At 63.1% G+C, this 12892-nt stretch carries 14 protein-coding genes; 8 read left to right on the plus strand and 6 right to left on the minus strand.

What is annotated here, in order from left to right:
* Positions 1-9: 9 nt before the first annotated feature.
* The gene (secF, locus tag ACIGGE_RS16795; protein WP_397491182.1) at positions 10-987 is read left to right on the plus strand and encodes a protein translocase subunit SecF; all 978 of its coding nucleotides are present in this window, start codon (positions 10-12) and stop codon (positions 985-987) included.
* Here the strand turns inward: secF and ACIGGE_RS16800 are convergent.
* On the minus strand, positions 984-2174 hold the full coding sequence (locus ACIGGE_RS16800; protein WP_397491183.1) for a glycosyltransferase: 1191 nt from the start codon (positions 2172-2174) through the stop codon (positions 984-986). The genes secF and ACIGGE_RS16800 overlap by 4 nt on opposite strands.
* Positions 2171-2743, minus strand: coding sequence for a helix-turn-helix transcriptional regulator (locus ACIGGE_RS16805; protein ID WP_222828795.1), 573 nt, complete (start codon positions 2741-2743; stop codon positions 2171-2173). Before ACIGGE_RS16805 ends, ACIGGE_RS16800 begins: the two co-directional genes overlap by 4 nt.
* 92 nt (positions 2744-2835) lie before the next feature.
* On the opposite strand from ACIGGE_RS16805, the gene ACIGGE_RS16810 reads away from it, so the two are divergent.
* A complete protein-coding gene (locus ACIGGE_RS16810; RefSeq protein ID WP_397491184.1) occupies positions 2836-3309 on the plus strand; it encodes a DUF6456 domain-containing protein in 474 nt (157 codons plus the stop codon).
* A gap of 114 nt (positions 3310-3423) precedes the next feature.
* Entirely contained in the window at positions 3424-4005 is a 582-nt protein-coding gene (locus tag ACIGGE_RS16815) for a glutathione binding-like protein (RefSeq protein WP_397491185.1), read from the plus strand.
* Between the two features lie 25 nt (positions 4006-4030).
* Here the strand turns inward: ACIGGE_RS16815 and ACIGGE_RS16820 are convergent, their stop codons facing one another.
* The 3 genes from ACIGGE_RS16820 to ACIGGE_RS16830 all read right to left on the minus strand — a co-directional run bounded on the left by ACIGGE_RS16820 (position 4031) and on the right by ACIGGE_RS16830 (position 8067).
* Positions 4031-4606 carry a uracil-DNA glycosylase family protein gene (locus tag ACIGGE_RS16820; RefSeq protein ID WP_397491186.1) on the minus strand — a complete coding sequence of 192 codons (576 nt, stop codon included), beginning with the start codon at positions 4604-4606 and terminating at the stop codon, positions 4031-4033.
* A complete protein-coding gene (locus tag ACIGGE_RS16825; RefSeq protein WP_397491187.1) occupies positions 4603-6408 on the minus strand; it encodes an ABC-F family ATP-binding cassette domain-containing protein in 1806 nt (601 codons plus the stop codon). The genes ACIGGE_RS16820 and ACIGGE_RS16825 overlap by 4 nt, the downstream gene beginning before the upstream one ends.
* A gap of 93 nt (positions 6409-6501) precedes the next feature.
* Positions 6502-8067 carry an amidohydrolase family protein gene (locus ACIGGE_RS16830; RefSeq protein WP_397491188.1) on the minus strand — a complete coding sequence of 522 codons (1566 nt, stop codon included), beginning with the start codon at positions 8065-8067 and terminating at the stop codon, positions 6502-6504.
* A gap of 126 nt (positions 8068-8193) precedes the next feature.
* Between ACIGGE_RS16830 and ACIGGE_RS16835 the strand changes: the two genes are divergently transcribed.
* The 4 genes from ACIGGE_RS16835 (at position 8194) to ACIGGE_RS16850 (ending at position 11494) form a co-directional block, all read left to right on the plus strand.
* The gene (locus tag ACIGGE_RS16835; RefSeq protein WP_397491189.1) at positions 8194-8913 is read left to right on the plus strand and encodes an SIMPL domain-containing protein; all 720 of its coding nucleotides are present in this window, start codon (positions 8194-8196) and stop codon (positions 8911-8913) included.
* Positions 8914-8982: 69 nt separating this feature from the next.
* Positions 8983-9288, plus strand: coding sequence for a PepSY domain-containing protein (locus tag ACIGGE_RS16840; protein WP_103025142.1), 306 nt, complete (start codon positions 8983-8985; stop codon positions 9286-9288).
* Between the two features lie 96 nt (positions 9289-9384).
* Positions 9385-10065 carry a response regulator transcription factor gene (locus ACIGGE_RS16845; protein WP_103025141.1) on the plus strand — a complete coding sequence of 227 codons (681 nt, stop codon included), beginning with the start codon at positions 9385-9387 and terminating at the stop codon, positions 10063-10065.
* A 112-nt stretch (positions 10066-10177) separates the two neighbouring features.
* A complete protein-coding gene (locus tag ACIGGE_RS16850) occupies positions 10178-11494 on the plus strand; it encodes an ATP-binding protein (RefSeq protein WP_397491205.1) in 1317 nt (438 codons plus the stop codon).
* Between the two features lie 7 nt (positions 11495-11501).
* On the opposite strand, the gene ACIGGE_RS16855 is transcribed toward ACIGGE_RS16850, so the two are convergent.
* Positions 11502-11798 carry a chorismate mutase gene (locus ACIGGE_RS16855; protein WP_103025140.1) on the minus strand — a complete coding sequence of 99 codons (297 nt, stop codon included), beginning with the start codon at positions 11796-11798 and terminating at the stop codon, positions 11502-11504.
* 65 nt (positions 11799-11863) lie between these two features.
* Here ACIGGE_RS16855 and ACIGGE_RS16860 point away from each other — a divergent pair, with 65 nt between their 5' ends.
* The gene (locus tag ACIGGE_RS16860; protein WP_196845861.1) at positions 11864-12880 is read left to right on the plus strand and encodes a polyprenyl synthetase family protein; all 1017 of its coding nucleotides are present in this window, start codon (positions 11864-11866) and stop codon (positions 12878-12880) included.
* Positions 12881-12892 lie beyond the last annotated feature (12 nt).

Consider the following 12892-nt stretch of genomic DNA (forward strand, 5'->3'; position numbering starts at 1 on the left):
GGCGAGGATATGAAACTGCTCAAGCTCGTCCCCGACGACACCAACATCAAGTTCCTCAAATGGCGCATTCCCTTCTTCGCGGTCAGCATCCTGCTGATCGCCGCAAGCTGGGCGCTGGTTCTCACCAAGGGCCTCAATTACGGCGTCGATTTCGCCGGTGGCCTCGAAGTGCGGGCAACCTTTACCCAAAGCGCGGAAGCCCCTGTCGGCGAACTGCGCGAAAAGGTGGCGACGCTGGGATATGGCGATCCGGTGGTTCAGCGTTTCGGCGAGGACAACCAGGTATCGATCCGCGTGCGCCTGCCTGATGATGTGTCGGCCAACAAGGAAGCCGCGCAGGCGGCGGCCAACGACATCGTCAGTACACTGCAGAGCGATTATTCGGACTTCCGGCTCGACGGTAACGACAATGTGTCCGGCAAGGTCTCGGGCGAATTTCGCGAGAAAGCCCTTCTGTCGCTGCTCGCCGCAATGGTCGCCATTGCGCTCTACATCTGGATTCGCTTCGAATGGCAATTCGGTGTGGGCGCCCTGTTCGCGCTGTTCCACGACGTCAGTCTGACGCTCGGCATGTTTGCCCTGTTCCAGATGGAATTCAGTCTGCAGATCATCGCGGCCATTTTGGCGATCATCGGCTATTCGCTGAACGACACTATCGTCGTCTACGATCGCATCCGCGAAAATTTGAAGAAATTCCGCAAGATGCCGCTGCCGGAATTGCTCGATCTCTCGGTCAACGAGACTCTCGCCCGTACGGTGATGACCTCGCTGACGCTGTTCGTCGCGCTGATCCCGCTTCTGCTGTTCGGCCCGGCCAGCCTGTTCGGCATGGTTGCCGGCATTACCCTCGGCCTGTTCGTGGGTACTTACAGCTCGGTCTATATGTCGGCACCGATCCTCGTGTGGCTGGGGGTGACCAGCGACAGCTTCGTCCCCACCGAAACGGCGACCGACAAGCAGGAAAAGAAGGCGCGCGGCGTCGTCTAGACCAGCGTGTCGTAATAGGCGGCAAGCGCCTTTCCATTTGCCGCCCAGCTGAATTCATCGACCGCCGCCGCCACCTTTTCGGGTGAGCGGGGGCGGGCGGTCACCAGCTCGATCCCCTCGCGCACCGCGCGGCAATTGCGCGCCACGATCACCCCTGCATCTGGCGTTGTCACTACTTCGCGCGCGCCTCCCGTATCGGTAATGACGATCGGCGTCCCGCAGGCCAGCGCCTCGATCCAGGCATTCGCCAGTCCTTCGCTGGCAGACGGCAGGACCATGGCATCGGCAGCGGAAAGCAGCGGCGGCAGCACTGCCGGGTCGAGGCTGCCGAGCATGTGGACACGGTCGGCCACGCCCACATCCCGGGCCAATGCCAGAAGGCTTGCCCGGTCCTCACCCTTGCCGATCAGCAGCAACCGCCCCTTTGGCAGATGCGCCAGCGCCTTGATGACCAGCGCCTGCCCCTTCCGCTCGATCAGCGCGCCGACGGTAACCAGCAGCAGGTCGTCATTCGTCAGCGGGACGTCGAAGGTCTGCGCCAGCCGCGCGCGCAGCCCTGCATGATCCATCGGCCGGAACAGGTCCCTGTCCAGCCCGGTGTAATGAACGCGGATCTTCTCCCGCTCTATGCCGAGCATCGCCATATCGTCCGCCAGCGCTTTGCATACGGCAAGCACGCCGGCGGCAGCCCTGGCAGTCTTGAGCAGCGCGTCGCGGCCATATCGGCGGGCGCCCCAGTGATGGATGTCCGACCCGCGTGCCTTCACCGTGAAGGGCAGCCCCAGATCGCGCGCGATCATCATCGCGGCGGGGCCATCGGGATAGAAGAACTGCGCATCGACAAGGTCGAACGGATTTTGCGCGTGGAGCTGCCGGACAAGCGGCAGCACCGCGCGCGCTATCAAAGCCGGGTTCAACCTCCCGCCGATCTTGGGGATCAGGCGAAACACGGGACGATGGATGGAAATGCCGAAATCTTCGCTATCCTGTGCCGCAGCAGCCAGTTCCCGATATCGCCCCAATGCGACCGGTGGCAGGCCGATGGGATTGATCACGGTCACATCCCACTGCGTATCGCGCTGCAGCGCCTCCAGCGACCGCGCCACGAAGATGCCGAACCGGGGCTGGGCAGGGTTGGGAAACAGCGTCGACAGCGACAGGACGCGGCGCGTCTTGGGCGTTTTCACAGCGTTCGCACCAGCATTTCCGCAACCGCGATCCAGGGTGCATCCTTGATCACATCCTGCTTCTGTCCCTGTCCGGGCGGCAGTATTCCCAGCAGTTCGCCGCGGCGGTCGATCAGCCGCCCGAAGGCGAAGCGTCCCCCCTTTTTCGGCACCAGCACATCGCGGTTGATGGCGCGGCCCGCATCTTCCGGGTCCAGCTGGCGCAGCCAGAGCTGGTCGCCCGGGCGATATTCGCCATGCGGATAATCGACGTCGAGCACCATCAGCGCACCGTCCCCGCCAAGATCGGTAGACAGGATCGCATCGCGGGTTCTGGAAAGCGCTTCGGGTCCGTCCTTCGCCAGCTTCGCCACGATCTGCGGATGACCGGCCCGTTCGCTGCGGACCAGCATGTCGGCTTCGACATCCAGCGCGGCAGCTATCCGCTCCATCCATTTCAGCGACAGGTTCCGCATGCCCGTCTCCAGCCGCCCGACAGTCTGCGGCGTGGTCGGCGGATCGCACGCTTCGGCCAGATCGGCCAGCGTCATGCCCTTCTGCTTGCGAATGTCGCGGATGCGATTGATCACTCGGTCACTCCCCTTGATAACCGATTTGGTTTTTTCACTTTCCTACAGGAACCGGGAGCGCGCAAGGCGGAATTTTCACAGTGGAGAATCCGATGCGTAATCTCGTCGAACGCGAACTCACCTCAGCAGGCCCGCGGCGCACGGGCGGGGCAGTCTCCGGCCGTCGCAGCGTAACCGTCAATCTTGCCGAAAGCCCGCTCACCTGGCTGCATTCGCGCGGTCATCTGACCGATCGCCAGTTCGATGCCGGGGAACGGCTGCGCAGCGATTACGAACGCGCACAATTGCCGCCATCCGTCACCATGCGCTGGGATCCGGTCAGGGTGGACAACGGATCGTGTGGCCATGGTCTCACGGAATCCGAACGCCAGATTGCTGCCAAGGATCGCTTCGATGGCGCCATGGCCGAAGCAGGTCCGGGTCTGTGCGATATCCTGTGGCGCGTCGCCTGTGCGGGGGAAGGTGTGCCTGCTGCGGAAAAGGCGCTGGCATGGCCGGTGCGAAGCGGGAAACTGGTGCTCTCGCTTGCACTCGATCGGGTCGCACAATTCTATCGGATCGCCTGACCGTCAGGACAGTGTCAACCTGTCAACTTCACGGCTTGAAAATGAACGGCAGAAACTCAGGACCAAGCAGGGAACCGGGACGTTGCTTTGATAGGAATTGAAGGAGAATTGAACGTGAAACTCTATTATTCGCCCGGCGCCTGCAGTCTCGCCTCACACATCGCTCTCGAAGAATGGGGCGGCGATTACGACACTGTGAAGGTCGATCTGGGCAAGCACCAGACCGAGGATGGCACCGATTTCTATTCAATCAGCCCGCGCGGCTACGTGCCGGCCGTTTCCAGCGACGAGTTCGATCTGCTGACGGAAAACCCCGCTGTCCTGACCTATGTCGCGGAAAAGACCGACGCGCTCCCCACCGGCAACGATCGCTTCAAGCTGCTCGAATGGATTGGCTTTATCGGCACCGAGATTCACGGCGGCTATCACCCGCTGTTCGGACAGGACACGGACGATCGTCAGGCCAAGGCCAAGGACAAGCTGGCCGAAACCTACCGCCTGACCGAAAAACTGATGGATGGAAAAGACTGGCTCGTCGGTGATGGCCCGACGGTGGCGGACAATTATCTGTTCGTCACCCTGCTCTGGGCCGACAAGTTCGATGTCGACTTGCCGCAATCGCTGGTCGATTACCGCGAACGCAACAAGCAGCGCGACGCGGTCGGGAAAGCCATGAGCGCCGAAGGCCTGCTTTGACGGTAACGGCGTTGCGCGGCCGATTTCAATCGCCGCGCAACGCTGTACCCACGCTGTCCCGTAAAACAGGGAGAAGGACTTCCTCGAACCACGGGTGCTGACGCATGAACAGCGTGCTGCGCCATGCGGGATGCGGCAGTGGAATGAAATCCGGTTGGAATTCGCGATGGCGGCGCACGCGCTCCGCCATCGTCCAGTTTCTGGTTTGCGGTAGGTAGGCGCGCTGCGCGTATGTGCCGACCAGCAAGGTCAGCCGATCCTGCGGCAATTCGGCCATCACCCGCTCGTGCCACGTCGCGGCGCATTCGGGGCGAGGGGGCTTGTCGCCGCCGCTTGCCTTGCCGGGATAGCAGAAACCCATCGGCACCAGCGCTACGCGGGCGGGATCGTACATGTCGTCCTTGGACAACCCGGTCCATTCGCGCAGCCGGTCACCGCTCGCATCGTCCCAGGGGATACCGCTTTCGTGGACCTTGCTGCCCGGCGCCTGCCCGATGATGAGCAGCCGCGCAGTGGACGAGAAACTGGCAACGGGCCGCACCCCGTGCGGCAGATGTTCCGCGCAGATCCGGCAGGCCGCGATCTCCGCCTTCAGGCTCATCCCTCGACCAGTTCGGCGAGAGCCAGCCAGCGCTCTTCCGCCGCATCCTTTTCATTGCGGGCGTTCTCGATGCCCTTGGAAATATTGGCGAATTTCTGTGGGTCTGTCGTGTAGAGATCGGGGTCCGCCAGTATTTCCTCGCCCTTGGCGATGGCCACCTCCAGCTCCTCGATGCGCGCTGGCAGCAGCTCGTAATCGCGCTGATCCTTGTAGGACAGCTTGGTCGATTTCGGCGGTGGGGGGGCAGGGGGCGAAGCCTTGTTATCGCTTCCAGCGCTACGCGTCTTGCCGGTAATTGGTGCCTGCCGTTTGGCCATCCAGTCTTCGTAGCCACCGGCGACAACATCGACATTGCCCGTGCCGTCGAGGCCCAGGGTGATGGTAACCGTCCGGTCGAGGAAATCGCGGTCGTGGCTGACGATCAGCACGGTGCCTTCGTAATCGGCGATGACTTCCTGCAGCAGGTCGAGCGTTTCGAGATCGAGATCGTTGGTCGGCTCGTCCAGCACCAGCAGGTTCGATGCCTTGGCGAATTCGCGCGCCAGCAGCAGGCGGCTGCGCTCGCCGCCGGAAAGGACGGATACGTTCATCTCGACGATCTTGGGATCGAACAGGAAGTCCTTGAGATAGGCCTGCACATGCTTGCGCACGCCGCGCACGTCGATCCAGTCGCCGCCCTCGGCCAGCACCTGTCGCACCGTCTTGTCGGCGGTTAGCAGCTGGCGTTGCTGATCGATCATCACGCCGGTCAGCGTCTTGGCGATATCGACCGTTCCGCTGTCGGGTTCCAGTTCGCCGGTCAGCATCTTCAGCAGGGTCGTCTTGCCCGCGCCATTTGCGCCGACGATGCCGATCCGGTCGCCGCGCTGGATGCGCAGGCTGAACGGTTTGATGATCGTCCTCTCGCCATAGGACTTGGTGATATCCTGCACCGCAATCACCGATTTCGACTTGAACTCCGCTTCGGTCGCCAGCTGCAGCTTGGCAGTGCCGGCGGCAGTAATCATCGAGGCCCGCTGCGCGCGCATCTGGCCGAGCTTTTCCAGCCGGCCCTGATTGCGCTTGCGCCGGGCCGTCACCCCGCGCTCCAGCCAGTGCGCTTCCAGCTTTAGCTTGGCGTCCAGCTTGTCCGCGGCGCGCGCTTCTTCGGCATAGACCTGTTCTTCCCAGGCTTCGTAGCCGCCGAAACCCACTTCCTTGCGCCGCAGGTTACCGCGGTCGAGCCACAGGGTCGTGCGGGTCAGCCGCTTGAGGAAAGTCCGGTCGTGGCTGATCACGACGAAGGCGCCCTTGTACCTGTCCAGCCAGCTTTCCAGCCAGTCGATCGCACCCAGATCGAGGTGGTTGGTCGGCTCGTCCATCAGTAACAGGTCAGGGTCCTGTGCCAGCGCGCGGGCGATGGCCGCCCGGCGCTTTTCGCCGCCGCTCGCGCCCTTGGTTTCGCGGCTCATATCGATGCCGAGTTGGCCCGCGATGGCCTCGACCTCATGTTCCTGGGGGGCATGCTCGCCCACCAGTGCCCAGTCCATCAGCGTGGCATGACCGGTCAGGTCCGGATCCTGCTCGAGCAGCACGACGCGCAGGGCTGGCTTGGTCTTGCGAATGCCGGCGTCGGTCTCGACCTGCCCGTCGATCATGCGAAACAGCGTGGTCTTGCCCACCCCGTTGCGCCCGATCAGCGCGATCCGGTCGCGCGGTCCGATATGCAGGTCCAGCGGATCGTGATCGGGCCCGCCGAACAGCCATTTGCCGCCCTGTTGCAGGGCGATGCCTTCGAGGCTGAGAATTGGGGGCTGTGCCATAGGCCGCGCGAGGTAGTCGCGCAGGGGCGGTCCGGCAAGCCTTCACCGATAAGGTCAGTTGTGGGAGCCTGAGAACGATTGGCTCCCGGCGACTTATTGCTGAGCTGCTGCCCGCTGCTCGTCGGCCATGCGGGCAACATCGGCGAGCAATTGCTGCGCGTCGTAGATGATGCCGTCCTTGATGGTCCAGCGCACGCCGCCGACCTGCTCGATCGTCTCGTCTTCGCGATTGAGGCGCGTATGGCCGGTCCCGTACAATACCTTGAAGTTGGCCAGCGGATTCTCGGGCACGATCACCAGATCGGCCAGCTGGCCCACGGCGATCCGGCCCATCGGCGGCGCTTCGCCGCGCGGCTCGTAGATTTCGCGCGCACCGTCGATGGTCGCTGCGCGGATCACGGCGAGCGGCGACAAGCCGGCCTCGCGCAGCATCTCCAGCTCGCCGATATAGGCAAAGCCCCAGGTCTGATAGATATAGCCCGGATCGGATCCGGCAGTGACCCGCCCGCCGCGTTCGTGGAACTCCTTCGTCAGCTTGAACCATTTCTGGTAGAACTTGCGCCAGGCGACCTCGTCCTCGGTGGTCCAGTCCTTGTAATAACTGCCGTGATTGGTGGCGCTGGGGGCGTAGAAATCCATCAGCGACGGGATCGTGTATTTCGCGTGCCAGTCACGCGTCTTCGCCGCCATCACGTCGCGGCTGGCGGAATAGATGTTGAATGTGGGGCTAAGGGTTACCCCGCTGTCGACGAGAAAGTCGATGTACTCGTCCCATTTCTCGCTGCCCGGCTCGACTGCCTGCGGAGCGAGCTGCGCCACCCACGCAAAGCGCGACTGCTCGTCGAAGTAATTGTAGTTCTCGGGATAATAGGGCAGCCCGTCCTTCAGCAGGCTTTCGAAATGACCGTAGAAATGCGTCACGCCGCCAAGGCCCAGTTCCACGGCCGTGCGGGCGTTCACTTCGGCAACGCCGGTCTGCGCCAGATGGGCGACAGTCCCCATCTTCTGCTTCTTCGCTTCATCGAGCGCCGCACCCAGCACCTCGGGACTGGAGGAGTTGAAGAACTTCACTCCCCAATAGCCCTGCGTCTTCGCCCACCGCACCCACTCGCGCGCCTTTGCAGGCGTGTCCGGATTGCCGCCGGACCATTTGTCCCCGAACACGATGTAGGGGATCAGGCGCGGCGCGGTAATCGTGTTGGCCGCGCTGCGGCTGGCGTCCGACAGGTCAGGTGTGCCGGGGCCAAAGTAAAAACTCACGCCGCGCACGGTCGTGACGCCGTGCGCCAGCCACAGCTTGTATCCATAGGATGGCTGCGCCGCCTTGCCCTCATCCCCGTTATGGCCGTGCACATCCACGAAACCGGGCAGCACATACATGCCCGCGGCATCGACCACGCGCTGGGCGCCCTGGGCTTCGCTATCGGGCGCACCGCCGGGGTAGAGCGCGGCGATGCGATTGCCTTCGACCATGATGTCCACCGGACCTGCGGGCGGGGCGCCGCTGCCTTCGATAACCGTCGCGCCGCGGATCAGCAGCTTGCCGAACGGGCCTTCGCCTTCGTCCGATGCACGGTCGGGCACACGCTCCATTTGGGCAGCGAGCGGTTGCAGGCCCATGGTGGCCAATGCGGCGAGTGCGACTTTCCAGACTTTCATGTTTCCCCCACGTTTGGTCCGGTGGGCTAGCGCCAACGACGCGCAGAGGAAAGTGGGAACACATCCGTTCAGCAAGCCGTAAAGCCGAAAGGCCGACTAACCATCCGAACAATGAGGAGTATTTTGATGATCCGTTACGCAATTCCTGCCTTGGCTGCTGCGGCTATCGCCTCCAGCGCACAGGCGGCAGAGGTCCAGATCCAGTCGCAGGGCCCGGTTGTCGAACTGTCGGTCAGTGAAAGCGTCGATGCCAAACCCGATATCGTCGATATCGGTGCCGGTGTCACCAGCCAGGCGAGCACAGCGGTCGAAGCCATGCGTATCAATGCCCGAGAGATGAATGCGGTGATCGATCGCATCAAGGCGCTGGGCATCAAGGACAAGGACATCCAGACCACCGGCATCAACCTGAGCGCGCAATACGATTACGATCAGAGCACGAGCCGGCAGGTCTTCCGCGGCTATCAGGCATCGAACCGGGTCAATGTCACCCTGCGCGAAGTGCCGCGTGCAGGCGAGGTGCTCGACGCGCTGGTCGCTGCCGGGGCGACCGACATCAATGGCCCGAACTTTGCGCTCGACGACGATACCAACGCCCGTGCACAGGCGCGCAAGGCCGCCTTCGACAAGGCGCGTGCGCAGGCCGAGGAATATGCACGCTGGTCGGGCTTTTCCGGAGTGCGCCTGCTCGAAATCAACGAATCCGTCGCCGCCGGCCCGCCCATGCCTTACGCCCAGTCGGCCGAACGCAAGATGATGGACGTGAGCGCCGCGCCCACCCCGGTCGAACCCGGCCTCGTCGGCACGATGGTCTCGCTGACGGTCAAATTCGAGATGACTCGCTGAGACTTAACGCGCTTAGCCCGCCAGCATTCACACCTTGTTCAACGCTGGCGGGATAGGCATGGTCGCATCATGAAGCGCATCTTTGCCTCTCTCCTCGCTTTCGGGCTGGTTGCCGGTCCGATAATGGCCGAACCTGCCTTTGCGCAGCGTCGCTCCGAACAGGGCGAAGCGCGGCGGGAAATGAGCGCGGGCAACATCCTGCAACTGCGGGAGATCGAGGCGCGGGTTCTGCCAAGCATGCGCGGCGCCGAATACCTCGGCCCGGCTTACGATTCGACTGCGATGGCGTACCGTCTCAAGTTCATCAAGGACGGGCGGGTCATGTATGTCGATGTGGATGCACGCACCGGCAAGGTGCTGCGTCGCAGCCGCTAAACGGGCTGCGCGGCATTCCCATTGAAACCCCGTTCATGTTGACGCGTTCATCTACATGAACGAAACGCGTGATAAATTATCCGAGGACGGACATTCATGAGGATCCTGATCGTCGAGGACGAGCCTACGCTCGGCCAGCAACTTAAATCGACGCTCGAACAGAACGGCTATGCGGTGGACCTATCCACCGATGGCGAGGATGGGCATTTCCTGGGCAGTACCGAGGAATATGACGCCGTCATCCTCGACCTCGGCCTGCCGGAGATCGACGGGCTGACGGTGCTGGGCATGTGGCGCAAGGAAGGCCGCAAGTTCCCCGTTCTGGTGCTGACCGCACGTGACAGCTGGTCCGACAAGGTCGCCGGTCTCGATGCCGGCGCAGACGATTATCTTGCCAAGCCTTTCCAGACCGAAGAACTGATCGCGCGCCTGCGGGCGTTGATCCGCCGCGCATCGGGCAATACCTCCAGCGAACTGACGGCAGGCGATGTGCGTCTCGATACGCGCTCGGGCCGCGTCACCCTGCAGGGCGAGCCGGTCAAGCTCACCGCGCAGGAATACAAGCTGCTGTCCTACCTCATGCACCACAAGGGCAAGGTGGTCAGCCGCACCGAACTGATCGAACATATCTACGATCAGGATTTCGACCGCGATTCCAATACGATCGAGGTCTTCGTTACCCGCATCCGCAAGAAGCTGGGTGCAGACGTGATCACGACGATCCGTGGACTCGGTTACAGCCTCGACGATCCCGCCGACCAGCCGCGCGCATCCTGACGGAGACGGCGGCGAGGCGGCGGCGGTCGGGCAGGTCCCGCCGGCGTCCCCGCCTGCCGAAAATCCGGTGACCATCGCCCACCCGGCGGCGCGGCGCAGCCTTGCGCGGCGCATGATGGTTATTGCCGCGCTGTGGATCAGCGTCCTGTTGCTCGGCGGCGGCTTCGCGCTCGACCGTACTCTCGTCCGCCTGGTGGAGGATAATTTCGACGAGCAGTTGGAATACGTCCAGACCGCGCTGATCTCTACGGCCGAAATCGACAGTTTCGGCGATGTGCAGCTCTATCGCTCCCTCGGGGACCAGCGCTTTCTGGAACCCAACAGCGGGGTCTACTGGCAGGTCACGGGCGAGGGGCATCAACCTTTTCCCAGCCGCAGCCTGTGGGATCGCAGCCTCGAACTGCATGGCGATCACGTCGACAAGCAGCCGCATTTCTACAATTCCGACCAGTTCGAAGGCGAGCCCCTGCGCATTGTCGAACGTACGGTCATGCTGCCCGACAGCGATACGGAATGGACCTTCGCCGTCGCCTCCGCCCGCGGCGAACTCGACTATCAGATCACCCGGATCCGCTCGATCCTGATCTGGAGCTTCGCGGCGCTGGGCATGGGCCTTCTCACCCTCGCCATGCTGCAGAGCTGGTACGGTCTTTCGCCGCTGCGGCGCGTGCGCAACGCCATCCAGGCCATGCGCAGCGAAGGCGCGAACCGCATTTCCGAACCCCTCCCGCTGGAGGTCGAACCTCTGGTGGAGGAGATCAACGCGCTCCTCGCCCATACCGAACAGCAGGCGGAAGAAGCGCGCATGCATGCCGGCAATCTCGCTCATGCTCTGAAGACGCCGCTGACGGTGCTCACCAATGCGGCGACCGCGCACGATCCCAAACTGTCCGATCTGGTGTGCCGCGAAACCAAGACGATGCAGCGCCATGTCGAACACCATCTCGCCCGGGCGCGGGCCGTGGGGCGGCGTGCCACCGGCCATTCGCGCGCCGAAGTATGGCCCAGCGCCGAAAGCGTGCTGCGCGCGGTGACCCGCATCTACGATACGACCCGCTTCGATCTCGACGGGAATCGGAACGCGGCCGTCTCGATCGAGCGGCAGGATCTCGATGAAATCCTCGGCAACCTGATCGAAAACGCCGCCAAATACGGCGGTGGCAGCGTGTTCGTCACCATCGATGCGCAGCGCGATTCGAAAGAATGCATCATCTGGATCGAAGATGACGGGCTGGGCATTCCCGAAGCCGACCGCGCCCGGATATTCGATCGAGGTGCGCGGCTCGATACGGGCAAGCCGGGCACCGGCCTCGGCCTCGCCATCGTGCGCGATGTCGCGGAAATCTACGGCGGCTCGGTCGAACTGGCGGAAAGCGAGGATCTGGGTGGCCTGCTCGTGCAGCTAAGCCTGCCGCGCAGCGCGCTGTAAGGCCTGCCTAACGCTGCGCCGCCTGTTCGTGGTGGCGGATCACCTCGTCGATGATGAAGCGCAGGAATTTCTCGCTGAATTCCGGGTCCAGCTCGCTTTCTTCCGCCAGCCGCCGCAGCCGTTCGATCTGTTCCTTTTCGCGGGTGGGGTCGGCCGGGGGCAGCGTCACCTTCGCCTTGTATTCCCCCACCGCCTGCGTGATCCGGAAACGCTCCGCCAGTATGTGGATGAGCGCGGCGTCGATATTGTCGATGCTCTTGCGAAAACCGGCGAGAACGGGATCGGGCTGGGGCGATGTGGTCATGCTGCCACGCTAGCGATAAATCCCGGCTTGCCAAGAAAGCTTGGGCAGACCATGGCCAAGCCGAAATGTCAGCCGAAGTTATCCCCCTGAAGCGCAAGGAGCTGGAAGGCTCCATCGAACCCATGCTGTCCCTGACGGCGCATGGCATGAACCAGGTCAATCAGGTGATCCTCGATCGCATGCAAAGCGAAGTGCCGCTGATCCCGGCGCTCGCAGGGCACCTGATATCGGGCGGCGGCAAACGCCTGCGCCCGATGCTTACGCTCGCCGGGGCGGACCTCGTCGGTTACAGCGGCACACGCCACTACAAACTCGCCGCCGCGGTGGAATTCATCCACACCGCCACGCTCCTGCATGACGATGTCGTCGATGGCAGCGATCTCCGGCGCGGCAAGGCTGCGGCCAACATCATCTACGGCAATCCCGCCACCGTTCTGGTCGGCGATTTCCTGTTCAGCCGCTCGTTCGAACTGATGACCGAAGACGGCAGCCTCAAGGTGCTGAAAATCCTTTCGGGTGCCAGCGCGATCATTGCCGAAGGGGAAGTCGACCAGCTGACCGCCCAGCGCAAGATCGACACCAGCGAACAGCGCTATCTCCACATCATCCGCGCCAAGACCGCGGCCCTGTTCGCGGCCGCCAGCCGGATCGCCGCCGTAGTTGCCGAATGCAGCGACGAACAGGAACAGGCGCTCGACGAATATGGGCGCAATCTCGGCGTGGCCTTCCAGCTTGTCGACGATGCGCTGGATTACGATTCCAACGCCGCTGCCATGGGCAAGGACCGGGGCGATGATTTCCGCGAAGGCAAGATGACGCTGCCCGTCATCCTCGCCTATGCCCGCGGGACCGAGGAAGAACGGGAATTCTGGAAAGCTGCCATCGGCGGTTTCCGGACCGAAGATGAAGATCTCGATCACGCCATCCAGCTCATCGAACGCCATCAGGCGGTCTCCGATACCAAGCTGCGCGCGCGCCATTTTGCCCAGCGGGCGATCGATGCCCTGTCGATCTTCCCTGACGGCAAGGCACGCCGGGCGATGACGCAGGCCGCGCTGTTCGCGGTCGCGCGGGGGTATTGATCCCGTCTCCAC

This window comes from Qipengyuania sp. NPDC077410 (assembly GCF_044543405.1).
Lineage (GTDB): Bacteria > Pseudomonadota > Alphaproteobacteria > Sphingomonadales > Sphingomonadaceae > Qipengyuania > Qipengyuania pacifica.